Below are 24,301 nucleotides of genomic sequence, written 5' to 3'. Positions count from 1 at the left end.
ATTCCCCATTTCCCTTTGAAGTAAAAACATGGCAACAAAAATCCCCGTTACAGTAATTACAGGCTTCTTAGGTAGTGGTAAAACCAGCCTAATTCGCCACCTCTTACAAAATAACCAAGGTCGTCGCATCGCCGTTTTAGTCAACGAATTTGGTGAATTGGGTATTGATGGCGAGTTGTTGAAATCTTGTCAAATCTGCCCCGAAGATGAAACTGGCGGGAGTAATATTTTTGAGTTAACCAATGGCTGTTTGTGCTGTACTGTGCAGGAAGAGTTTTATCCCACAATGCAAGAGTTAATCAAGCGGCGGGACAACATTGACTGCATTGTGATTGAAACATCTGGGTTAGCTTTACCAAAACCATTGGTTAAAGCCTTTCGTTGGCAAGAAATTCGCAATGCTGCAACCGTAGATGCAGTCATTACAGTAGTGGACTGTGCAGCCGTAGCGGCTGGGACATTTGCCAGTGATTTAGACGCGATCGCCAACCAACGTCAAGCAGATGATAGTCTAGAACATGAGACACCCTTGCAAGAGTTATTTGAAGACCAACTCGCCTGTGCAGATTTAGTCGTGTTGAGTAAAACTGACTTAGTAGATACGGCAAGCAAAGCACAAGTCGAGCAATTAGTCAAACAAGAATTGCCCAGAGTAGTGAAAATAGTCGAGAGCGATCGCGGCCAAATCGATCCAGCCGTATTATTAGGATTACAAGCCGCCGTCGAAGATAATTTAGATAGCCGTCCTAGCCATCACGACAGCGAAGTAGACCACCACCACGACGACGAAATCACCTCAACACACGTCATTTTAGACCGCACCTTTGACCCAGAAAAACTCCAACAACAATTGCAAAATCTGGTAAATCAACAAGAAATTTACCGCATCAAAGGCTTTGTCGCAGTTGCCAATAAACCTATGCGCTTAGTCTTGCAAGGTGTAGGAAACCGCTTTGAAAAATTTTATGACCGTCCTTGGCAAGCAACAGAAACAAGGCAAACTCGTTTAGTCTTTATCGGCCGTGATTTGAACTCCACAGAAATAGAATCGCAACTGGTCGCCTTGTAGGGTAGACGGCAATACGGTTCGGATAAGAAACTTACTTGTGTAGGCAAGCAAGGGTGCAGGGATGCAGGGGTGAAAGGGGGAATTGAAAGTACGCTCTCTCCTGCACCTGAAGCTCCTCCGCCCCCCTGCTCACCTCAACAGATACATTTGTTAACCGAACCGTATTGGGGTAGACGGTAGGACTTACGCAAAAAAACGAAAAAATAAGGTTTTAGAACAGGGTAGACGGCAATACGGTTCGGTTAAGAAACTTATTTGTGTAGGCAAGCAAGGGTGCAGGGGTGAAAGGGGGAAGGAAGGTACGCTCTCCCCTGCACCTGAAGCTCCTCCGCCCCCCTGCTCACCTCAACAGATACATTTGTTAACCGAACCGTATTGGGGTACAGGGGTATGAGGGTGTAAGGGTGTAAGTATTCAAAACCCTTACACCCCATACCCTTTCACCCCTACACCCAATCTTGGTGCGTAAGTCCTAAGTATGTCAAAGTTTCAACTTCAATTGCAACTCATCTTTAATGCGGTTGAGAATGGAGGCTTCATCGAGATTCGCTAAAATTTTGCTGATGACTGCTTTTGGCCCTTCTGGCCCCCAAGTTGCACCATTGGCTAAATAAGCTTTTGTGACTTGGCCAATACCATAAGAAGAGACACCAGCCACGCCTGCTTGGGTGAGTGCAACGGTGACATAGGGTGCTAAGGTGGCACCTGCTGTAGCTGGTGCAGAAATACCAAGTAAGGTTTTCAAACCACTCAAGCCCAAGTTGGCTAGTAATTCACTTACACCAATACCACCCATACTCAAGGCTATTCTTTGCAATAGTTTCACAGCGCCAGCTTCTGTCATCGGGATGGCGTAGAGTTTCGATAAACCTAAAATCAAAGCAATATCAATAGCGATACTACTCAGTATATCTACGACCGTCACCGGATTGAGAGCGATCGCTAGGGCTTTAGCCATCACCGCTTTCCAAATCAATTGATTGGCGTTCTGTTCTCGAATTAAAAGTTTGCGTTGTACCAGTTGCTCATTAACAGTGTCAGCATACAACATTGAGTTCAGCGCCACTAAAGCTTTACCTTCCCGTTGCAAAATCTCTAATATTTTCAGCTTGAGTTCTTCGACTTGGGCGTTTCCGGGACGCAACTGTAAACCCCGACTACCATCAGGGCGAACTACCGCCGTTTTTACCAAGGGTGAGGCGGCTGACATGACAATTTCTAAAGGCGTGAGTAATTCCTTTACCCGTTCATCTCGAATTTTCTCATAGATTGCCAGGCGATCGGCGGCGGGATATTGGTCAACTTTGTTAAACACCAAAATTATCGGTTTCCCCGCTTCTCGCAATTGGGAAAGGGCTTGGTGTTCTATCTTTGTCATGTCTCCCGAAATCACAAACAAAATCAAATCAGCTTGTTTGGCGATTTGTTCTGCTAAGGCGGCGCGAGTATCACCATCAACTTCATCTAACCCAGGGGTATCAATTAGTTCTACCTGAGATTGACCCACACTCGGTAAAGTCACACGCAAAGCCCGTTCATTTGTGCCGATGATTTCTTCGTGAATACTCCAATTAACTCTTTGGGCTGCACGAGTTACACCGTGTAAAGGGCCTGTTTCAAATACTGGTTGTCCCACCAAAGCATTCAACAGCGATGATTTACCCCGTCCTACCATCCCAAAAGCCGCAATCTGCACAACCATCCGGTCTAACTTGGCCAGCATAGTTTCTAAATCAGCCAGTTCGGTTTCTAAGCCTGCTTTTTCTTGTGGTGTCAGGTCAAGATTATTCACCAAGTTTCGCAGTGCTGTTTGGGCTTGTTTATAATTCAGTTCCGCTTGAATATCTTCAAAGCTAAAAATGGCACTATCTAGTTCTTCCTCCCAGTTAGGCGAATTACTTTGGTCGGGTTCTGGCAATTTAGAAGGCATGTTAACCGGAGATTTTTGATTTACCTCATTTTTATCCTAGTTATTTTTTACAGGATATGGGGCGATAAAATTCACTGTTCATCCTGCTTTCACCATCCACACCAGAAAACTCAAGATTTTCTCCACCGGAGGCAGGGGATAATCACTAAAATCAATGGTGACTGTTTGCCCTTCGAGTTTGAGAAATCGCCATTGCGTGCCACTGCTGACAGTACCGTAAATGCTTGTGATAGGCTGTCCTTTGGCTTCATTGAATCTTTGTGCAGCCACCATTTCTGCAATACATTGTCCGAGTCCTGATTTTAAATCTGATTTTTTCGCTTCAACAATTACAATTGCGGGTGCTTCCACTGTTAACTGTTCAGGCGAACGACTAATGAGGAAGTCACAGACACCATTAAGTCCAATACTCGCATCAACGTTAAACTCTTCCCCTGAAAACACGCTGATGGACGAATGGAGAATGCGGCGTACTTCTAACAGTACAGGATTGATAATTACTTCAGAACGGGCTTTTTCTGTATCAACTGCGATCGCCCAAGGCAAATCCTCTAAAATAGCTTGCAGTCTGGAACTGGGATGTACAGGTTCGATATTTTCCGGGAAAAATCGTACTCCCTCTACAATCATCAGGCGAAAATCTTGTTTCAACCTGTCAATGGTAAATTGACTATAAGGCATAAGCTATGTTGAGTTTAAATTGCACATTCTTTATAGGACTTACGCAATAACCCTCTCAAATCCTCTTAACTTCGTGTCCTACCCTGCGGGAAGCCGCTATCGCGTCTATGCGTTCTTTGCGGTACCCTGCGGGAAGCCGCTTGCGCGTCTACGTTTTTTCATGATTTTGCGTAAGTCCTGCTTTAGTTGAGACTGTCATCAGTTATTAGTCATTAGTCATTTGTATTGACCAAAGGACAAGGGACAAATAACCAAGGACAAACTTTTTAGATATTAGAGTCTTATTCTTGATGAGTGTGATACCTAGTAATTCTATGTCATCTTTTCCCGTCGCATCGGGTGATCCGAAAAAGTAGTAGAGTGAAGAGTGCATCTATTAGCGTTAGGAATTTGACTACATCACCTGTGCGGAAAATTGTTATTGCCGGTAACTGGAAAATGTTTAAAACCCAGGCAGAGACTCAAGATTTCTTGCGAGGGTTTCTGCCTCATTTAGACAACACGCCCGATGAGCGAGAAATATTATTGTGTCCTCCATTCACCGATTTAAGCATTTTGTCTCAAAGTTTGCATGGTAGCCGTGTACAACTTGGAGCGCAGAATGTTCATTGGGAAGACTCTGGAGCTTATACTGGTGAAATTGCCGCTCCGATGCTGACAGAAATTGGTGTCCGTTATGTAATTGTCGGTCATAGCGAACGACGGCAATTTTTTGGTGAAACGGATGAGACAGTTAATCTACGTCTGAAAGCTGCTCAAAAACACGGTTTAACCCCAGTTTTATGTGTAGGGGAAACAAAACAACAACGCGATTTAGGGCAAACTGAATCACTAATTACTACTCAGCTAGAACATGACCTAGTAAATGTAGATCAAGATAATTTAGTGATTGCTTATGAACCCATTTGGGCAATTGGAACTGGTGACACCTGTGAAGCGACAGAAGCTAACCGAGTTATTGGCTTAATTCGCAGTCAGTTAAAAAACCCCAATGTTCCGATTCAATATGGCGGCTCAGTCAAGCCAAATAATATTGATGAGATCATGGCTCAACCAGAAATTGACGGCGTGCTTGTGGGAGGAGCTAGTCTGGAAGCTGAAAGTTTTGCCCGGATTGTCAACTATCATTAATCTTATATGCAATGCCTTTTCCCTGGCAGCGCCAGGGAATGGGTTTGATTAAGTCAAAAGTTAAAAGTCAAAAGTTAAAAGAATTAGACTTTATCGCTTTGTATAGGACTCATATTTGATTTATGAAAAAAATCAGTACACTCAGATCAGGCTGCTTTCCTACTCCCTACTCCCCATTCCCTACTCCCTGCCTACACAAATAGATTCAGAAATCAAATCGGATTCCTATATGCCCAGTAATTTAACTATTCGTGGGCGTTGTTTTGCTTGGGGACAACGCACGTATTTAATGGGTGTGCTGAATGTGACACCTGATAGTTTTAGTGATGGCGGGGATTTTAATAGTACAAATGCGGCTTTGGCTCAAGCCCAAGCAATGGTGGCGGCTGGTGCTGACATGATTGACGTTGGTGGGCAATCAACGCGGCCAGGGGCAGAGCAAATTAGTTTGGCGGAAGAATTAGAGCGAGTTATCCCCATCATCAAGGCAATACGCTCGGAAATGACAGTGCCGATTTCTGTAGATACAACTAGAGCTTATGTAGCAAAAGCAGCAATAGAAGCTGGGGCAGATATTGTGAATGATATTTCCGGCGGGACATTTGATGATGAGATGTTGCCGACAGTGGCTAGTTTAGGTGTGCCGATAGTGTTGATGCACATTCGGGGAACACCAGAAACAATGCAACAAATGACAGATTATGAAGATTTACTAAGAGAAATTGCGAGTTTTTTAACAGAACAAATTTTGGCCGCAACCAAGGCAGGTATCGACCAAGCAAAAATTATTATTGATCCTGGGATTGGTTTTGCTAAGAATTATGAGCAGAATTTAGAGATTTTGCGTAACTTGCGATCACTCACACAATTAAAGTGTCCCATCTTAGCAGGCGTATCTCGTAAAAGTTTTATTGGTCGCATTCTCAATCAACCAAATCCCAAAGCCCGCATCTGGGGAACAGCAGCCGCTTGTTGTGCTGCTATTGCTAATGGTGCGGATATTCTGCGAATTCACGATGTCAAAGAAATGCGTGAAGTCTCGCTAGTTGCGGATACGTTGTTTAGGTAAAGGGGGTAGGGGTTAGTACAAGAAGGCAAAAGTAAAAAGTCAAAAGGAAAAAGAAAGAATAGTGATACCACAAGCCTTTTAGAAATTCCAGATGGTCTGTTTATTTACGCCGCACTGTACTAGAGGCTAGGGGCTAGTATTTTTGACTCAGCACTCACACTTCTACTTCTCCTGTCGGAGACGCTGCGCGAACACTCAGCATAGGACACTCAGCACTCAGCACTCAGCACTCAGCACTTTTTTAAGCTTGACTATTCCCATTGCCTTCAGTACCTACCGTATCACCCAGCATTTGATCTAATGCGCCTTCAGAGACGCTGGGGTTGAGAAATACGATTTTGGCATTGTTACTAGCGCCAAGTTTTTGACTAGCTTCTAGATGTTCTTGAGCTACTAAATAGCGGAGAATGTCTTTGGTTTCTGGTTTAGCAGTGATGGCTTCTGAAAGAATGCGGATAGATTCTTTGGTGGCTTCGGCGCGTTTAATAGCAGCTTGTCTATCACCTTCAGCTTCTAAAATAACAGCTTGTTTTTTAATTTCCGCCGCTTGTTGTTCTGCCATTGATTTCTGGACACTTTCTGGGGGTGTAATGCTTTGAATATCTACCCGGATAATCTTCACGCCCCATTTTTTACTAGTTTCATTCACAATCTGCAACAGCGATTGATTCATTTGATTTCGGGCAGAAGTTGTTTCTGCTAGGCTTCTGTCGGCAATGTGGGTACGGAGTTCGACGGTGACTAAGTTAGAAAGAGCCACTTGCACATCTTCAACTTTATAAAAGCTGTCTTCCATACTGGTAATTTGCCAAGTGACAACACCGTCTACTTCTAAATAAACGTTATCTTTAGTAATTACTTTCTGGGGCTTAATGTCTAAAATCTGTTCTCTGGTGGTGTCTTCCATCACAATCTGATCCACCAAAGGCACGATAAAGTTTAAGCCTGGTCTGAGTGTGCGGTGTCTTTGTCCTAAGCGTTCAACTAAGGCTTCATTACCTTCATTAATAATTTTGGCTGACCCTAACGCATAGCCTACAAGGGCTAAGACTATAGCAATAATTGGCTCCATAGATGCTCCTATTTAGCAATTGGGAGAATTAACTGTTAAGGATATGGTATTTGTCCTACCTTTTAGTCTAGTCTCTTGAGTTTGTGCTTTTATACGCACTCGCTCACAAACCTAGCATCTGTGTATTTGCTATGTTTTAAGCAGATAAAACTGATTGGCAGAATGCGATCGTTATTAAAGCACCTTGATAACATACTGGCAAGAAATTTACCGTATAATATCTTGTCCGGTAAAAAACTGATCATCAAGACCGCAGCACCTCGACTTCGCTCGGCGACCACCTCGACTCCGCTCGGTGACTACCTCGACTTCGCTCGGTGAGCGGGTTGGCAGCTTTTATTACCATGAACATGGTGCAATTTAAATGATGATTAGGTTATGAGAATTCAGTTTGGGGATTTTATTCTGAATTCTGACTCCTGCTGATTCACTTCACTGCCAAATCTAGCCAAGGTTTGACATTGCTTGGTAAGTCGGCATTCAGGCGTAGGGGGATTTCTGGTGTAGATAGAGACTGTGCATAAGCGGCTGTTAAAAATGGTTGGTAGGTTTTCGCTTCGGGGGTGAGTTGCTTGACAAAAGCTAAACTGACACCGCGCAGGAGTTGGCGCAAGGCTTGGGTTTCTGCACCGCGCTTTTCTTTGACAATTGTGGAAGTTTCGCCTGCTGAATATGTGGGGTCAAGAATACTTAAATGAGTTGCACCAATGGCGGTTAATAAATATTTATTACCCTTTAACTGGCTAAAAGGTCGGATTTGGTGATTTAAGGCAGGGGTTAAGGCATCTTCAGTTGAAGTCAAAATTAATACAGGCTTGTTAATCCGAGAAAGTCCCTGTTTACCAAAAAGTTTACCTGTGAGGGGGTTAAGAGCGATCGCACTTTTAACTCGTTCATCCCGCAACTGAAGTTTGTTTTCTTTTAAAGATGCGGCGGCGCACTGTAACCAATCACCAAGGGGATCAACCAAACTCAAGGAAGTTTTACAAAATTGTCGCACTTCTCCTAAATTAAGTTCTCCACCCACCAAAGCTAAAGCTGTATAACCCCCCAAGGAATGCCCAATTACAGACACTTTTTCTGTGTTGAGTTTGCCTTGCAATTGCCCTGGTTGCTTATTAAGATTTGCCAGTTCGTTGAGTAAAAAACTCACATCCTTGGGTCGCTCAATAAATTCTGTCGCTGGGAGTAATTTGGCTAAATTTCCTTGGTTGGCGGCGTTATTAATCGCTGCACCATTACTTCCAGGATGTTCAATAGCAACAACAGTAATGCCATAACCAGCTAAATGACGCGCTAAATAGCTGGCAAATCTCCGGTTAGCACCAAAGCCGTGGGAAATCACTACTAATGGTGCTGTAGTGTCAGTTTTTTGACTCCAGTAAATATCTACCGGGATACTGCGTTGACGCTGTTTGTCTGGAAAGGTGAGAGTCTGCTGTTCTACTGCTTCTTGACCAGTGGCTGCGGGGTCAAAACTTGGTTGAAAAGGTGTGTTGGTTTTAACTGTTAAATTTCGGGCTAAGATACTGCCGAGGGCTTGGCTTTGTAAGTTGTTGGGGTTAAATTCTGTAGCAATTTGTAATAATTGAGTTGCATCTAGGTCAATATTTTCTGTGGGATAAGCTTTGAGAAAACTGACCACGCTCAAACCATTCACTTGACGCAACCCGATACTCATTGTGGCTTGTAGGCTTTCGACGCTACTACCGGGAATAGCTGCGGCTAAGGATGTAATTAACTGTTTACCTTGGGGTAAGAGAACTAATTCATCAACAAATTTGTCGGCAAATTTAGGATCTACTTGGACTCGTCGATTGAGTAAGCCGCGTAATTCTGGAGTAAATAAAGATTCGTAAGCTTGGAGAGTTTGGGATAATGTTCCAGTTTTAGCAAATTTTTCGATATCCGCGATCGCCACAGATTGCTGGAACAGTCCGAAACGAATAGTTATTGTTTCTGCGGCTAAAGTAGCGGGTATTGCCCAAACCCAACCCAAAACCAGACTCGCACTAAACAACAATCCTTGCAAGGGTTTTTTCTTGCAAGGATGATTTTTGGGAAACTGCAAAGAACCTGCCATTTTCTTTGAACCAAAAGATTACCAGCTATGGGGACGTATAAACCATGATTATTGTCCCCAATTTTTAGCTGTATCTTGAATTAAACTTAAAGTCCAAATAATCTGAGGAAATTAAAGATAATTCCAAAGGGACTAGCGATCGCACCTAAAGTTTCACTAGTCTTAGTCAGACCATTACGACTCACTACTATCACATCATTATTTCGCAGAATGGGATTAGTCGCCTCATTAATACCATCAGCAAAATTGATTTTGACTACCCGTTTGGTGACAGAACCATCAGGATTTAGTCGAATCAAATCTACAGCCCCTCTGCTGGCGCGGGCATCATTAAAACCACCAGCAGCTAATAGAGCTTGGTTTAAAGAACTATTCGGTTTAAGGTCTGTAGAGCCTGGCCGTTTGACTTCACCCACCACACCAACTTGGATAGTGTTTGGAGATAAAGTTGTATTCGCCAATTGAGTTGCTTCTGCGGCAGTAAGATCAGTAGCAGTGGGGATAACAATCGTATCTCCGTCCTGGACAATAATATCTTGATTGACATCACCACTCTGGAGTAATTGCCAGAGATTGATATCAATAGTTTGTTCACTACCAGTTCTGGTGGGGCGGCGGAGTTTCAGACTGCGAATATCGGCTTGTCCGGTGATTCCACCCGCTAATTGAATGGCTCTGGTGACAGTAGGTAAACCACCTGCTCCTCCTTCTGCACCACCGCCACCTGTCGTCACCAAGTAAGAACCGGGACGGTTAACTTCACCAATAATGGCGACTGTGCGGGGTGTGCTGGGACTAGCTGCAAAGTTGCTGGCGGCTAAATTACGGGCTTCAGCTTTGTCGAAGCTAGATGCAGTTGGAACAAAGATGGTATCACCATCCCGTAATGTAATATCTTGACCGACTTGACCAGTTTGTACAGCCTCTTTTAAGTTGAGGGTAACGCGCTGTTCCCCACTTCTGCCAACTTTGCGTCGTACTTCTACTTGGGTGACATCTGCGGCTAGAGTTACACCTTGGGCTGTCGTTAACGCTGCTAATACGGTTGGGTATTGTACGCCAGGGTTATCTCCTGCACCACCACTGAGGGTGAGAGTATAAGAACCTGGTCTTGTGACTTCTCCCGCCACAAAAATGTTAATCGGGCGGGATGATAACAGGTTGACAGAAATTAACGGTCGTTTGAGATAGCGGGAGTACCTTCTAGCAATTTCATCCGATGCTTGTTCAGTGGTTAAACCCTGCAATGGCACACTACCAATTAAAGGTAAAGTAATGGCTCCACCGGGAGGAATTTGATATTCTCCTGTGTATTCTGGTACTTCAAATACATTCACCCGGATGCGATCGCCGCCACCCAAAGTATAAGTTGTATCTAATTGTTGAGATGTTGCTGGTGAGACTTGTTGTAGCGTTGGGATAACAGGTGTTCTATTCGGCGGGATTGTTTGTGAAGTTGGAATTACTGGCTTTGCAGTTGGTAATACTGGTTGTCCCTGAGCTAGGCTGACGGGCGACACAGCGAAATTGATAGCTGTGCAAAAAGCCACACCCATAGATGACTGGGTGAGGAATTTCAATAAACCTGTGTTAAACATATTTACCTTAGACTCTGAGACTACGATCGGCAAAGTACTGTCTAAACATTTTAATCTTGACTATACTTAAGTATTCTTGTTCCCCGACAATCTTATTTTCCTTGAAGGATACTCTTTTCCGGAAGCATAATTATTTATGAGATTTGAATTTTTGATAAAGTTAGCTTAAAGACTAACTTACTGAGACACGGATTCAGCATTTATTAATACAGGTTTTGATAGCAATTTACAATCTACGTAAGTGATTCAGATCCCCGACTTCTTAAAGAAGTCAGGGATCTGAAATCGAAAATTTAAAATGAGTTATTGAATATCAAAAATTACTGAACAGATGTATTTTGCTGTTGAATCTTTTGAATAAAAAAGTCTTCTAAGGAATGTCGCGCTAAATCAAAAGAAATAATTTTACCTTCCATTAAGCGAAGACTATCGAGAAAATCATAGTAGTCCTCTGCTAAAGTGCCTTGCCAAGAACCATTATGGCTAAATGTCAAGTTAGATAGCCATTTGTGCAGCACTTCTTTGTCACCACCTTTACCTTTGATTTGGTAAGCATGATTATTGCCTAACAATTCATCCAGAGAACCAGCACAAACTAATTCACCTTTGGCGAGAATGGCGATGCGATCGCAAATTTGCTCAACTTCACTCAGAATGTGACTATTAAAAAAGATAGTCTTCCCGGCGGCTTTTAAGCCTAAGATAATTTCCCGCATTTGGTAGCGTCCCAGGGGGTCAAGACCAGACATCGGTTCATCCAGAAATATCACTTCTGGGTCATTAACTAACGCCTGCGCCATACCCACACGCTGTAACATACCCTTAGAATAACGCCGCATTTGTTTTTTGCGGGCATCTGCTACAGGTAAACCGACTAATTCTAACAGTTCTGGAATGCGCTTACGCTGGAAACTCCTCGGAATTTGGAAGATTCCCGCCGCTAACTCTAAAAATTCCCAGCCAGTGAGATAATCATATAAATAAGGGTTTTCTGGCAGATAGCCGATACTTTGCTTGACTTGGCGATCGCCCAATGGTTTACCTAATAATAATCCCCGTCCCGCAGTTGGACGAATAATTCCCAACAATAATTTTAATAAAGTCGTTTTCCCCGCACCATTCGGCCCCAACAACCCAAAAGTTTCCCCCCGATAAACCGTCAAAGAACAGCCTTTGAGAGATACTATCTTTTGATTCAACCAAAAGCCAGTACGATAAACTTTTCGCAAATCAAAAGTTGCAACAACTGGCGGAACACCCGTAGGTTGCGGTTGAGATTCTGGAGTATCAATAACAGATGTCATTGTCAAAAATTAAGAGAATGTTTAGAAAAGTTCTTGGCATTAAGACAACAGAGCAATGGCAAATGAGACAGGAAGCCAACACTTACCGCTTGCAGAAGTGTTGGTACTTCACTATCAGTACCTTTATAATAGACAAATTAAAAAATGGCACGTTTTTCTGAAATTATCAGAAGCTATAGCAATCGTATTTGATTTGTGAAAATCGAGATGCTCAGATCCCCAACTTCTTCAAGAAATCGGGGATATTTTGGTTAATGAATGATGTAGAACTGCTATATTTATAAGGTAAATATTTAAGTAGTTCAGTTAAGAGAATAGTAGGTTGGGTGTAGCGATAGCGTAACCCAACAAAGCCTTGAAAATGTTGCTTCCGTTCCTCCACCCAACCTACACCAGTCTAAGTTGTTGCCTTAACTGAACTGTATTGATTTATAAGGTAAGTATTTAAATAGGGTGTGTTACGGCTATACAAGGATTTTAGAAATGAAGAGAGTGATAATTAGCCGTAACGCAGCATCTTTCTCTACCAGACTGACATTCGCACTTATGGAGAGAATAAAGCGATATTACCTACCAGTCTAGTACATAAATCATAGATGATTCATATATTTCCAATTTTTTGAAGTTAATTTGATTTATACTTCAGTTTTAAACATAAAATTATCAGGTTAAATATAAATGATATGGCATTAGCGATAATAATAGGCAAGGCTTGTAAAGTAATGCCATAAATTAGCCACAATAATAAACCACTCATAAATGTAATCAACATTACAAAAGATACATCTTTTGCTGATTTGCTTTTCCATATTTTAAACATCTGGGGCAGAAATGCAATGGTAGTTAATCCCCCAGCAACTAACCCTAAAATTGTCAAAAAATCCATATTAGACTGATATTTAACAGTTTATCAGGATAATTTTAACATGATTTTATATTTTCACTTATTATTTCTTAGCTTTTATTTTTTTTAGATAACATTTAGCCCATTCATAGCGATTCGGGTCTTTATTTAATAAGTAAATTGCGGCTTTATGACGGTTTTCCTCATCTTTTATGCTGCGAAATATTCGTTTTATTTCATCATCGATATCTCCAGGTTTAGCCCCACGTTTTATTGCTTCATCAAAGTAATAATCACCTTTACTATATTCAAAACGATCGTAATAAATTGCGCCCAGCAAGGTATAAGGTTGATAACTATCTGAATGGAAATCTATAGCTTTTTTTGCACATTTTTCAGCCTCATCTAAGTTATTCATATCTCTAAATGCTCCACCCCTAGTAACTAAAATTGCTGACTTTAGCTTATTTTCTTTGACTTTATTCAAATCTAATTCAGTTACTCTTAATGCCTGTTCTGGCTCATTAGCCTTACGCCAATAACTACTAGCATTAGGTATATTCCAGTTATTACCAGTCCGCATAATTTCTTGCTCATAAAACTCCGCTTCTAATCTAGAGTGTGCAGTTGCAATCTTGCCCTCACGAGACAACATATTTTGTTCTATTAACTGAGTGACTAATACAATATCGAGACGTTCTTTTTTCTCTAGTTTTAGCATGATTTCATAAAAGGGGTGCATTGGTAGATTAGGTTCTATCAATCCATATTTTCTTTTGAGAATAGCGTAGTGCTTCTGTTGAGCTAAAACAATGATATCTTCGCGTCCGTTATTTTTCAGCCATTCAATTTCTAAATCATTAGGTAACTCTTCTAAATGTATCTTAGATTTTAGAAGAGAGATATATTGTTCATTGGCAATTTGTATAGTGTCAGTGAGCTTGCGTTTTTTGAGAAAGTTAATATCTTGCTCACGTAACTTATGTTCTCTCTCCAGATTTTTAAGAATTTTATACAAATGACTCTTGGGTGATGAGTCTTCATATTGATGTGCTTTATACTTAAGTTTTAAATTTTTAAATTCTCGTGTTTTTTCTAACTCTTGAGCAATAGTAATTGTTTCAGTTAGCCCTTTTTTTTCTAACCATTTTAATTCTGAATCACTTAATATTTCATCACTATCTAGCTTTTGTAAAATAGAGTATAATGGACTAGATAATGATATATCTATATGTTTATCTGCGTGATAAGTTATTTTTAACTGAACAAATTTTGTTTGCTTTTCTGCCTCTTGTTGCTCAAAAATTTTGACAGTTTCAAATAGTTCTCTTTTTTGCAACCATTCCAACTCAAGATGGTTGATTGTTTGCTTATTCTCCAGTTTATTGAGAATTTTATACAGTGGGCTATAAGATGATAAACCTTGATATTTAGTAGCTTGGTACTTTTTCTTCAAAGTAAAAAAATGGTTTTCTAATTTCATCTTATTAATCAGAGAAATTATCACACCAAGGTGATTATTTTTTAGCCATTCAAGCTCAGAATCAGTAAGTGCTTTTTCTGAGTGAAGCTTCCACAGAATTGGGTAAAGAGTGGTACTAATATTTTGAAAATCTCTCAAATTTTTAGGTACTTGATACTGAGATTTAAGATAGGAAAACTCATTTTCTAATTTTTTAAGTTCGTCTAAATTAGATTGTTGCTGTTGGTAAATAGTTTCAAAAGTTTGAAAAAGTGCTTGCTCTTTTAACCAATCAAATTCTAGCTCAGTTAACTCAATACATAAATTAGCTTTTCGTAGTATGAGATATAGCAGGCTAGATGGTGAAGTATCTTGATAATTAGTTGCTTGATATTTAGACTTGAGTGCAGTGAAGTGTTTAAGCCGAATTTCCGATTCTGTATCCATATTGATAGTAGATGCGATCGCACTTAGTTAAAGGTGTTATTCGCTACTATAGCAATAGTACAAAAAAAGGGCGAGTAAAATATCCGCCCAGCAATCATAAGTATTTACCGCATTTACTTAAGTCTTGATTACAACACTTTACACTGTCCGTGATTTCGCAATAAATGGTCACATAGCACCAGCGCCACCATTGCTTCTACCATTGGTACAGCACGGGGTAACACACAAGGATCATGTCTGCCTTTGCCGGCTAATACTGTTTCTTCACCTTCACTGGTGACGGTTTTTTGTTCTTTTCTAATAGTGGCGGTGGGTTTAAAAGCAACTCGTAAAATGATATTTTCGCCGTTGGAAATACCGCCTTGAATACCACCAGAACGATTAGTTACAGTCCGAATTTCACCATTTTCATCAATATAAAATTCGTCGTTATGTTCAATGCCTGTTAATAATGTCCCAGCAAAACCAGAACCAATTTCAAAACCTTTACTAGCAGGAAGTGACATCACGGCTTTAGCAATATCAGCTTCTAACTTATCAAATACTGGTTCGCCTAAACCTTTCGGTACGTTACGAGCAACACACTCTACCACACCGCCAATAGAATCACCTTGTCTGCCAGTTTGCTCGATTAACTCAATCATGCGATTGGCGCATTCTGCATCAGGACAGCGAACAATGTTGCTTTCTACTTGTTCTAAAGTGACGGTATTAGGGTCAACAATGCCTTCTAAATCTTTGATGCGTTTGACATAACCAATCACTTCTAGATTAGCAACTTGTCGGAGAATTTTTTTAGCGATCGCACCTGCGGCGACTCTACCAATTGTCTCACGCGCCGAAGACCTACCGCCGCCTTGCCAATTCCGAATTCCGTATTTAGCATCATAGGTTGCATCTGCATGGGAAGGACGATATTTCACCGCCATCTCATCATAGTCTTGCGATCGCGTGTCTTTATTCCGCACTAAAATTGCGATCGGTGTACCTAGAGTTTTTCCTTCAAACACCCCAGACAAAATCTCACAGGTGTCTGCTTCCTTGCGCGGCGTGGTAATCTTACTTTGTCCTGGCCGCCGCCTGTCTAACTCAAACTGAATTTCTGCTGCTGTGATTTCCAGTTGCGGAGGACAACCATCAATGACAACTCCCACACCGCCGCCGTGGGATTCACCAAAAGTAGTAATGCGAAACAGATGCCCAAAAGTATTGCCCATGATTGTGAGGAAAAAGGATAAGGCTTATGTATTTTACCGAGAGTTCTTGCAAATGTTAAGTTTCAAGAATCAGGGATAAGGAGGGAAACACATCAAAGTAACGCTATGGGGAGCCACTGCGTTGCGGAGATTCCCCCCGTTGTAGCAAGTGGCGTGGATTTAGGAGGATCTACTAGTTTTAAATACAACACTAAAAAGTTTTCAGACTTCCAGTCTGAGGTGTTTATTAATTACTGAATTGTGCAATTTTTTGGAATATCCTAAGTTTAACTCTGCACGTTGTAATGACAGCAATTCAAGACATTACGATAGTCACACTCCGGAATTGCTATCACTTAACTTGAAGTTAGAAATAGAAACTAGATTGCTCTAGTCAGGTTATCTCTGTTTGTGTAAATCCTGGGAAAAATTACAAGTGCAAATATCGTAATTGAGTAGTTTGCACGTTTTCAAACTCACAAAGTGAAATAAATCACTGTTAATACTCCAACTCAGTTGAGAGAAGTTCAGCAGCAAGAGGTCTCATCTCCTCTAGGCACAAAGGTATAGAAATGTATGAATGAAGGTGATAAAAATCCTCACATTCCTACGCCTTCAGACCTAGCAGTAAGATCCAACCTTGGTACGTAGCTACTTTATTAGTCTCACCTGATACTGGTATTGGTGTATTGGCAGACCATCCTTGTAGATATCGCATAAACAACTAGGAATTGTTTTGGCAATTTGTAGTGTTTATCAAAACTACAACAATATTTTTTGCGTTGTTAGAAGGTGATGCAGAATGCGAACCCAAACTAGTAATGTTGGAATTCGTCGCTCAGGAAATTTTTGTACAGGTGTGGCGCTGCTGTTAGCAACTTTTTTCTCCTCGGCGCTACCAACAACGGCTGATCCCAATTCTGTGATAGCAGCAGCCGCCTCACTCAATAACAACAACATTCAAATATCTGACAGTCGGCAACTGTCTCAAACTCGCCGCATTGAAATTGATTTATCTCAGCAGCGTTTACGTGCCTGGGATGGCCAAAAGCTAGTTTATTCCTTCCCTGTATCTACTGGTAAACGAGCTACCCCTACACCCATTGGTAGATTTCATATCCAGTCGAAACATCGCACTAATAGAATGCGGGGTAGAGGTTACGACATTCCTGATGTTCCTTATACAATGTATTTTTATGAAGGTTATGCAATTCATGGTGCTTATTGGCATAACCGTTTTGGCACTCCCGTCAGCCACGGTTGCGTGAATTTACCAGTCAAGCAAGCGCGGAAATTGTACAACTGGACAAAGCCAGGAACTTTAGTAATTGTGAAACGCTAAATCTCTAGGAATTAGGCAGTAATAAGACTTACGCACAAAGATGTTCTGTGGAAACTGGGTGTAAGGGTGTAAGGGTATGGGGGTGATGTTTTGCTCACGGTAGAGGCGAAAAACCATTCGCCCCTACTGATTTAATTCAACGGTTCAATAATAGTGCGTAAGCCATTGTTAGTGAGATTTTTTAACATCTCATCAGCGTTATAACGATTACTAAATACGCCTGCTTGCATCACCCTGCGCCCTTTCCAGATGGTAGAAAATGCACCAGGGGCGACAAATTTTACTAATTCCTGTTCTTGTTCGTTGGCTACTTCAACAATGACGCGGTAACGTGTGTTGTTGGTAGGCGGTAAATAACTTTGAGTGTATGTATTTGTATTGGTTTGGGGAAGCGGGACTTTTCGCAGGTTGGCAGTATTACCCAGGGGAACGTTACCATCAGGAACGGGTAACAAAGCTGCACTACCGGGAGAAATGGTTGTATTGGGGACTGACGCAGGTGCAGTAAATTCAATGGTGTTCCTGTCAATCTGCACGTAGTTGAACTGTGATGATGCTGGTTGGGCTGTAGAAGCCGGCGGGGTGTTTGTTACTGGTTGGGTTCCTACTAAGCTGCTGGGAACTGGGAAGCCGCCACGGGGAGGAGTTAGTTGTAGTTGTTGGGGGGATTTGGGTTTGATGGTTGTAGTGGGTAATTTGGCGACGGGATTGGGTGTGGGAGCAACTTCAGTGGGAGAAACAGTAATTTCTGGATTGGTGGGAATAGTTGAAATAGTTGTGTTTGGTGTGGTTGGTTGGGGGTTATCTACAACAGTCGTAGCTGGCGCGTTCAGATCGACTTTACCTGTAATTTTGTTGCTAGTTAAAGTATTGCCAGTGGCAGCGATCGCCTGTTGAACTGCGCTAGCATTGATATCATAGCGGGCATTATTACGAAATTCATTACTACCAGCCTCTGTAGTATTACCTACGTCTGGCATAGCTTGGGCGATCGCTACTAAACCATCTTCTTTACTATCGGCAATTACATTATTGCGGACAATGGGACGGGCTTTGCCTTGGACTAAAATTCCCGAACGATTGTTTTGTATTTGATTACCTATAACCACAGGCGCGGCATTTTGGGTAATATTTACGCCATAACCAGTTTCTTGAAAAACATTGTCTTGCACTTTTGCCTGAGAACTACCACTCAGGGTAATACCATTAGCTCCGTTTCGATAAAAATAATTTTTACTAATTGTCGGTGCGCCATTACCACTCACCGCTACACCGTCTTGGGTACTTCCTATAAATGTATTTTCAGAGACTACAGGGTTACTTGATTCAATCCACAAACCATAACCACGGGGATTAGCATTCGTCACACTCACCCCTGTTAATTCAGTTTGATTTGCACCCACAATCGTGACATTCTGTCCGCCATAACTGCGGCTCAGGTACAATCCACCACCTTGAATTGTAATTCCACTACCTTTGTTAGCTGCATCACCTTGAATGGAAATCCCAGGGCGCAGTATTAAAGGAAAGGTTTCTCCAGTTTCTTCACTGTAATTACCCGGAGCCAGCATAATGACTGTATTGCCTTGAGCAACACGCAAAGCTTGGGTAATAGTTTTTAGCGGCGTGCGATCGCTACCATTACCTGTGGTGTCATCCCCGATACTTGGGTTGACAAACAGTACATTAACCTGAGAAATTGGTCTTTCACCCAGGGGCATTCTATTCGGTAGAGATGGCATCTGAGCAACGGCACTATTATTAATTGCCAGCAAAGTTAAACTCGCCACTCCCATACCAAACATACACAGCAAAAGTGAGTAACCAAAAGCTATCGGTATAGCTAAGTTTAAAGATGGATGCAGTTGATCAATGGTTATCAGCTTGAGCGCCAGTCTATAATGTTGACCTGATACATTGGGGGACACCATTTTTACCATACTCCTAAGAAATAACAATAAAGTCTTATACCCTTAGACAGTAATATGTCGATAATGTTACCCACAATATTGACCTATTGGCTATTTTAAAGACAAAGTAATTAATGAAGAAAGTGGGGAGTCGGGAATAGGGAATGGGAAATTAGTTTTCTTAATGCCCAAACCCAATTTCCAGTACTCAACTCTTAATATCTCTTGCTTAGTAAATTAATGATGCTAAAAACATTGCATATATGAAAGAGGCTGACTATTATGAAAGCACTAATGGAGTTGTGGTAATGGTCGAGCCGTATAGCCAACAAGAGCAAATACAGCAAATTGTTTACCGCATATTAGATGCTAATTTAGACCGCACTCGTGAAGGTTTACGCATCATCGAGGAGTGGTGTCGTTTTGGGTTGAATAATGCCCAGTTAGCTGGAGAATGTAAATACCTGCGACAAGAGTTAGCAAAGTGGCATACAGCAGAAATCCGGGCAGCGCGAGATACAGTAGGTGATATCGGCACTGATTTATCTCATCCCCAAGAAGAACAACGCGCTAGTATTAAGTCGCTGTTGCAAGCTAACTTTTGCCGTGTTCAAGAAGCATTGCGGGTGTTGGAAGAATATGGCAAGCTATATAGCTCCAATATGGGCAAAGCTTTTAAGCAGATGCGCTATCGGGTTTATACCCTAGAAAGTAGTTTAATGGGGTATCAACGTCATCAGTTATTGTGGCGATCGCATTTATATTTAGTCACATCTCCATCAGACAATTTATTCGCCACTGTAGAATCTGCACTCAAAGGCGGATTGACTTTAGTCCAGTACCGCGATAAAAATTCCGATGATACTGTGCGGCTGGAACAAGCAACTATACTCAGACAGCTATGTCATGCTTATGGCGCTTTGCTGATTATGAACGATCGCGTCGATTTAGCCTTAGCTGTAGATGCTGATGGTGTACATCTAGGGCAACAAGATATGCCTATAGCCTTGGCGCGTCAATTATTGGGGACACAGCGCATAATTGGCCGTTCTACCACTAATTCGGAAGAAATGCACAGAGCCATTAACGAAGGTGCAGATTATATCGGTGTCGGCCCTATTTACGAAACTCCTACCAAAGCAGGTAAAGCCGCAGCCGGCTTAGAATATGTCCGCTACGCCGCCCAAAATAGCCCTATCCCTTGGTTTGCCATTGGCGGCATTGATGCCAATAATATCAATGATGTCATTGATGCTGGTGCCGAAAGGGTAGCAGTAGTGCGATCGCTCATGCAAGCCGAACAGCCAACGCTTGTTACCCAATACTTGCTGTCTCAACTAAATCGCGTCAGACCACAATCAGAAATCATTCAAAATTAAACTTACTCAGCACTCAGCACTCGCTTATGTCCGAGCAAATTACCCTTCAGGTAAATGGAGAAACCCGCAGTTGTTCATCTCCATCGTTGTTACCCGATTTACTACAACAATTGGGTTTCAATCCGCGCTTAGTGGCGGTGGAGTATAACGGGGAAATTTTGCATCGCCAATTTTGGTCACAAACGATTGTACAGCCAGGCGATCGCTTGGAAGTTGTTACCATTGTCGGCGGTGGTTAATTTTCTTGATAAAGCATCCGGTGAAGAGTTTTGCGCCTCGCTAATTCTTTACCTTTGCGACCGAGTTGTTCTCGCAATTGCTGGTTTTGACACAAGCGTTTAAAGGCTTGAAAAACTTCATAGCCAGATTTTGGGTTGACTAAAATACCGTTTTCTTCGTGACTCACTACCTCAATCACAGAACCTAACCGGGAAGCAATTACAGGCTTACCAAAGTAACTGGCTTCTAGATATGTCACCCCAAAACCATCAATAAATCTTGCTTTGCTATCATTCACAGTCAGCATCGCAAAGATATCACAAGCCCCATAATAACCTGCTAACTCGCTTTCTGGTACGTGACCAGCAAAGTGTACCCGTTGGTCTACCCGCAAACGTTGTGCAAGAGTCTGCAATTCCGACTCACCAGCACCTTGACCACAAATTATATAGTGAACATCTATCCCCACAGTCAGTAATAAGGGGAGATTCTCAATTACTCGTTCAAAGCTTTTCGGTTTTACTAGTCTTCCCACGGAAAGAATGACAATTGCTGTTTCGGGAATGTTGTAAATTTGGCGTATCTTGACCCGTAAATCATCAAGATGAGTTGGGTTTGTCCCGGCGCTAAATTTTTCTGGTCTAACTATGGGATGAATAACATGGGTAGGAGTTTGTAACCGGAATGCGTTTCTGAGGTAATCTCTTGTAAAGGCGCTGTTACAAACAATGCCTGTGGCACGGGATAATGTTAACTTAAAGAGCGATCGCCATAAAGGATTGCCCAAAACAGAGCGAATATCAAAACCGTGTAAATAAATAAAAAAACGGATAGGTAATAGATAGCTCAATAATAATATTGAGGGAAACTCGTAACTGTGTCCCCATTCTATATAACGATAGTGATAGCGAAAATAAAGTTTAATTGCTAATACAAATGAGCCAACTAAATTCATCAACGGCTGGAAAATATTTCCCCAAAATTTTCCTAGCCAGTATTGAGAATTAGGCCAGCGATAGACAGGAAACTGTTGTGTCTCATCAAATTTTTTATCGCCCGCACAACTAGCCGCCAACACAATAATCCGTTCTGGATCTTGCACACAACGGTTATAGATATATTCGCTAATCACCGCTTCTTGTGGTAAAAATTGACGCGATATTACTAAAATATCTGGACATGCTGTTTGTTCTCTAATGTTTGGCGCTAGTTGAGAAATATGTTCCATGTTAATTTTTGTATTTTGATGTAAATAATGTTTTAGTTTTGCATGTTTAATTTAACTAGATTCTTACTAATAAATTAGCTTTGCTTACTAAATACTTTGAGACTGATTATCATCATCACTTAGGCATTTCGATATCAATCAAAGTACACCTCATACTTGACATTTCAGCAACATCAACTAATTGCTTAATAATAGCTATCATCATCAATAACTTACTGAAATTGTACAGTAGAAAACCCACTAATCTAAGTTTTTGTGGTAATAAATTTGCTCGACTAATTCTGATTAATCTTGGTGCTATTTATACTATATCTACATATATATAGAATCGCAATTGATTTTTATCTTCCCAATAGATATGGGAATGCGGTTGATTTTCCCAATCTACTTGTGTGGTGAGCGAAGCGCGATAGGCAGTGAGTAGGAAAAAGTATTTTTTCTCTAAATCAAATGTGATTTATGTATATATTTATTTTTGTAATAATTGATGCCATTTTGTGAATACATAAACATCAATTTTGGTAATTGAAATTATCTTTATTAGTAGACATTAGTACAGAAGCCTGATCTCAGGTATTGATTTTTTTCAAATCAAATATGAGTGCGATATTAGCCTTATAGTCTAACTTAAATTATTCAGTATGGGTAGCCACACTGGCAAATAGTTTGCATAGTACCAGACTTCAGTCTGTTCGCGTAGCGTGCGCCTTAGCGCAGGGTTGAATGCTGAAAGTGGATGCACCCATCTTTAGCCTGACTTTTAGGGCAATTATTAATTGATCCCAAAGTTCCTAAGCTCTAGCAGAAGTTCCAAGGTACGGTAATCTACTACAGAAATCCCCCCTCCGTCTGCTGTGTACCTGGGATAAGTCGCGGTAAATTGAAGATGTAGCAACAGTTAATGATGTTACAGAAAGCTACTGCCAATACAATACTCGCTTACTAGTCGCGGGCTGGCATCAGCTACATACCGCAAAATCCTATCAACAATAGGATGCAATCATCAGCAATAAAATTTTTCAAGCGACTGTGTTATGCGTAAAAAACTACAACAAACCATCAAACCACTGTTAAAAACCTTCTTTGTCCTCAGCTTAGTATTAGCCTTAGCATTAGGTCATGCTGACGGGGCTTTAGCGGCTCGCAGTGGTGGTCGTATCGGTGGCGGTTCATTTAGAGTTCCTTCGAGCCGCACTTATACACCCCGTACCTACGCACCTCCTGGTGGTGGCGGATATTATGCTCCTTATCCTGGCGGTGGTTTTGGCTTTCCATTCCTATTACCGTTTTGGGGTATTGGCGGCGGATTTGGCGGTCTATTTACAATTCTAATTTTTATTGCGATCGCTAACTTCCTGGTTCAAAGTTTCCGTCGTGCTAACAGTGGCGGAATTGATGAAGTTGGTTATAACAGCAACCCCAATGTTTCTGTAACTCGCTTGCAAGTTGGTTTGTTAGCCCAAGCCCGCGATTTGCAACCCGCACTCAACAAAATTGCGGAACTGGCTGATACTAACTCTCCCGAAGGTAGAGCCGCAGTTGTGCAAGAAACTAGTCTAGCTTTACTCCGCCATCCAGAATATTGGGTCTATGGAGGTGGTGGTACACAACAAGCTAAATTAAATTCTGCGGAAAGTCAATTTAATCGTTTAGCCTTGGCAGAACGCAGCAAATTTAGTGAAGAAACTCTTTCTAACGTTAATAACCAACTCAAAGCTGCTTTAGCAAAAGAAGCCTTACCTGCTAGTGATGAACTCGACAACCCAACTCGCCTCTTCACTGAAGGCCCTGGGGAATATATTATCGTTACCTTGTTAGCAGCAACTCTCGGTAAATTTGAAATTCCCGCCATCAACTCTGCTGACGACTTACGCCAAGCTTTGCGCCAAATGGGTAGCATTCCTGGTGAACAATTGTTAGCAATTGAAGTTTTATGGACTCCTCAAGCTGAAGGTGATACCTTAACTTCTGATGATTTGTTCGCAGAATATCCTGATTTGAAATTGATGTAAGCAAAAGTCAGAAGCCAGAATTAAAAACCCGCCCAAGATGGTTAATTCATTCCTGCAAGCGGGTTTTTTCATAGGTATATAGCAATCTTATTTGATGTGTGAAAATCGAGAGGCTCAGATCCCCGACTTCTTGAAGAAGTCGGGGATCTTTGAGTTTACGAATGATTTAGGACTGCTATATAGCAATCCTATCTGAGTTGTGAAAAATTATTCTTTTTAACGAACCGCAAAGGACGCAAAGTACACAAAGAAGGAAAAGAAAGAGAATTTCACAAATGATTTAGGATTGCTATATTTGTAGTTGCAAATCGCAAATAATATAACA

At 41.5% G+C, this 24,301-nt stretch carries 18 protein-coding genes; 7 read left to right on the top strand and 11 right to left on the bottom strand.

Annotation, left to right across the window (positions count from 1 at the left end):
- Window positions 1–28 precede the first annotated feature (28 nt).
- The gene (cobW, locus tag H6G77_RS21135) at window positions 29–1,069 is read left to right on the top strand and encodes a cobalamin biosynthesis protein CobW (RefSeq protein WP_190872653.1); all 1,041 of its coding nucleotides are present in this window, start codon (window positions 29–31) and stop codon (window positions 1,067–1,069) included.
- A 481-nt stretch (window positions 1,070–1,550) separates the two neighbouring features.
- On the opposite strand, the gene H6G77_RS21130 is transcribed toward cobW, so the two are convergent.
- Together H6G77_RS21130 and H6G77_RS21125 are read right to left on the bottom strand one after the other, a co-directional pair.
- Window positions 1,551–2,999 carry a GTP-binding protein gene (locus tag H6G77_RS21130; RefSeq protein WP_190872652.1) on the bottom strand — a complete coding sequence of 483 codons (1,449 nt, stop codon included), beginning with the start codon at window positions 2,997–2,999 and terminating at the stop codon, window positions 1,551–1,553.
- Window positions 3,000–3,077: 78 nt separating this feature from the next.
- On the bottom strand, window positions 3,078–3,680 hold the full coding sequence (locus H6G77_RS21125) for a hypothetical protein (RefSeq protein WP_190592520.1): 603 nt from the start codon (window positions 3,678–3,680) through the stop codon (window positions 3,078–3,080).
- Between the two features lie 405 nt (window positions 3,681–4,085).
- On the opposite strand from H6G77_RS21125, the gene tpiA reads away from it, so the two are divergent.
- Together tpiA and folP are read left to right on the top strand one after the other, a co-directional pair.
- Complete coding sequence (gene tpiA, locus H6G77_RS21120; protein WP_190872682.1) at window positions 4,086–4,811, top strand: triose-phosphate isomerase; 726 nt, start codon at window positions 4,086–4,088, stop codon at window positions 4,809–4,811.
- A 229-nt stretch (window positions 4,812–5,040) separates the two neighbouring features.
- Window positions 5,041–5,880, top strand: a complete 840-nt coding sequence (gene folP, locus H6G77_RS21115; protein WP_190872651.1) for a dihydropteroate synthase — start codon at window positions 5,041–5,043, stop codon at window positions 5,878–5,880.
- 241 nt (window positions 5,881–6,121) lie between these two features.
- On the opposite strand, the gene H6G77_RS21110 is transcribed toward folP, so the two are convergent.
- From H6G77_RS21110 to aroC, 7 genes are all read right to left on the bottom strand, one after another.
- The gene (locus H6G77_RS21110; protein ID WP_190872650.1) at window positions 6,122–6,952 is read right to left on the bottom strand and encodes an SPFH domain-containing protein; all 831 of its coding nucleotides are present in this window, start codon (window positions 6,950–6,952) and stop codon (window positions 6,122–6,124) included.
- A gap of 427 nt (window positions 6,953–7,379) precedes the next feature.
- Window positions 7,380–9,035, bottom strand: coding sequence for an alpha/beta hydrolase (locus tag H6G77_RS21105; RefSeq protein ID WP_190872649.1), 1,656 nt, complete (start codon window positions 9,033–9,035; stop codon window positions 7,380–7,382).
- A gap of 86 nt (window positions 9,036–9,121) precedes the next feature.
- On the bottom strand, window positions 9,122–10,633 hold the full coding sequence (locus H6G77_RS21100; protein WP_190592524.1) for a polysaccharide biosynthesis/export family protein: 1,512 nt from the start codon (window positions 10,631–10,633) through the stop codon (window positions 9,122–9,124).
- Between the two features lie 320 nt (window positions 10,634–10,953).
- Window positions 10,954–11,937: an ABC transporter ATP-binding protein gene (locus tag H6G77_RS21095; RefSeq protein ID WP_190872648.1), complete on the bottom strand. Its 984-nt coding sequence runs from the start codon at window positions 11,935–11,937 to the stop codon at window positions 10,954–10,956.
- 625 nt (window positions 11,938–12,562) lie between these two features.
- Entirely contained in the window at window positions 12,563–12,823 is a 261-nt protein-coding gene (locus H6G77_RS21090; RefSeq protein ID WP_190671602.1) for a SemiSWEET transporter, read from the bottom strand.
- A 61-nt stretch (window positions 12,824–12,884) separates the two neighbouring features.
- Window positions 12,885–14,690: a hypothetical protein gene (locus tag H6G77_RS21085; RefSeq protein ID WP_190592527.1), complete on the bottom strand. Its 1,806-nt coding sequence runs from the start codon at window positions 14,688–14,690 to the stop codon at window positions 12,885–12,887.
- A gap of 128 nt (window positions 14,691–14,818) precedes the next feature.
- Window positions 14,819–15,907 (bottom strand): chorismate synthase, encoded by a 1,089-nt coding sequence (gene aroC, locus H6G77_RS21080; RefSeq protein WP_190872647.1) that lies wholly within the window; start codon window positions 15,905–15,907, stop codon window positions 14,819–14,821.
- 781 nt (window positions 15,908–16,688) lie between these two features.
- Between aroC and H6G77_RS21075 the strand changes: the two genes are divergently transcribed.
- Complete coding sequence (locus H6G77_RS21075; protein ID WP_190592529.1) at window positions 16,689–17,228, top strand: L,D-transpeptidase; 540 nt, start codon at window positions 16,689–16,691, stop codon at window positions 17,226–17,228.
- Between the two features lie 131 nt (window positions 17,229–17,359).
- Here the strand turns inward: H6G77_RS21075 and H6G77_RS21070 are convergent, their stop codons facing one another.
- A complete protein-coding gene (locus H6G77_RS21070) occupies window positions 17,360–19,159 on the bottom strand; it encodes a DUF1565 domain-containing protein (RefSeq protein WP_190872646.1) in 1,800 nt (599 codons plus the stop codon).
- Window positions 19,160–19,401: 242 nt separating this feature from the next.
- Between H6G77_RS21070 and H6G77_RS21065 the strand changes: the two genes are divergently transcribed.
- On the top strand, window positions 19,402–20,517 hold the full coding sequence (locus H6G77_RS21065) for a thiamine phosphate synthase (protein WP_190872645.1): 1,116 nt from the start codon (window positions 19,402–19,404) through the stop codon (window positions 20,515–20,517).
- 26 nt (window positions 20,518–20,543) lie between these two features.
- Window positions 20,544–20,756 carry a sulfur carrier protein ThiS gene (gene thiS / locus H6G77_RS21060; protein ID WP_190592532.1) on the top strand — a complete coding sequence of 71 codons (213 nt, stop codon included), beginning with the start codon at window positions 20,544–20,546 and terminating at the stop codon, window positions 20,754–20,756.
- Here thiS and H6G77_RS21055 read toward each other — a convergent pair.
- Window positions 20,753–21,964 (bottom strand): glycosyltransferase family 4 protein, encoded by a 1,212-nt coding sequence (locus H6G77_RS21055; protein WP_190872644.1) that lies wholly within the window; start codon window positions 21,962–21,964, stop codon window positions 20,753–20,755. The two genes, thiS and H6G77_RS21055, sit on opposite strands and share 4 nt — an antisense overlap.
- Before the next feature lie 1,034 nt (window positions 21,965–22,998).
- Here H6G77_RS21055 and H6G77_RS21050 point away from each other — a divergent pair.
- The gene (locus H6G77_RS21050; protein ID WP_190592534.1) at window positions 22,999–23,976 is read left to right on the top strand and encodes a DUF1517 domain-containing protein; all 978 of its coding nucleotides are present in this window, start codon (window positions 22,999–23,001) and stop codon (window positions 23,974–23,976) included.
- Window positions 23,977–24,301 lie beyond the last annotated feature (325 nt).

Source organism: Aulosira sp. FACHB-615 (assembly GCF_014698045.1).
GTDB lineage: Bacteria > Cyanobacteriota > Cyanobacteriia > Cyanobacteriales > Nostocaceae > Nostoc_B.
Note: the sequence above shows the minus strand (reverse complement) of the source record. Positions and strands in the feature narration are given on the sequence as shown.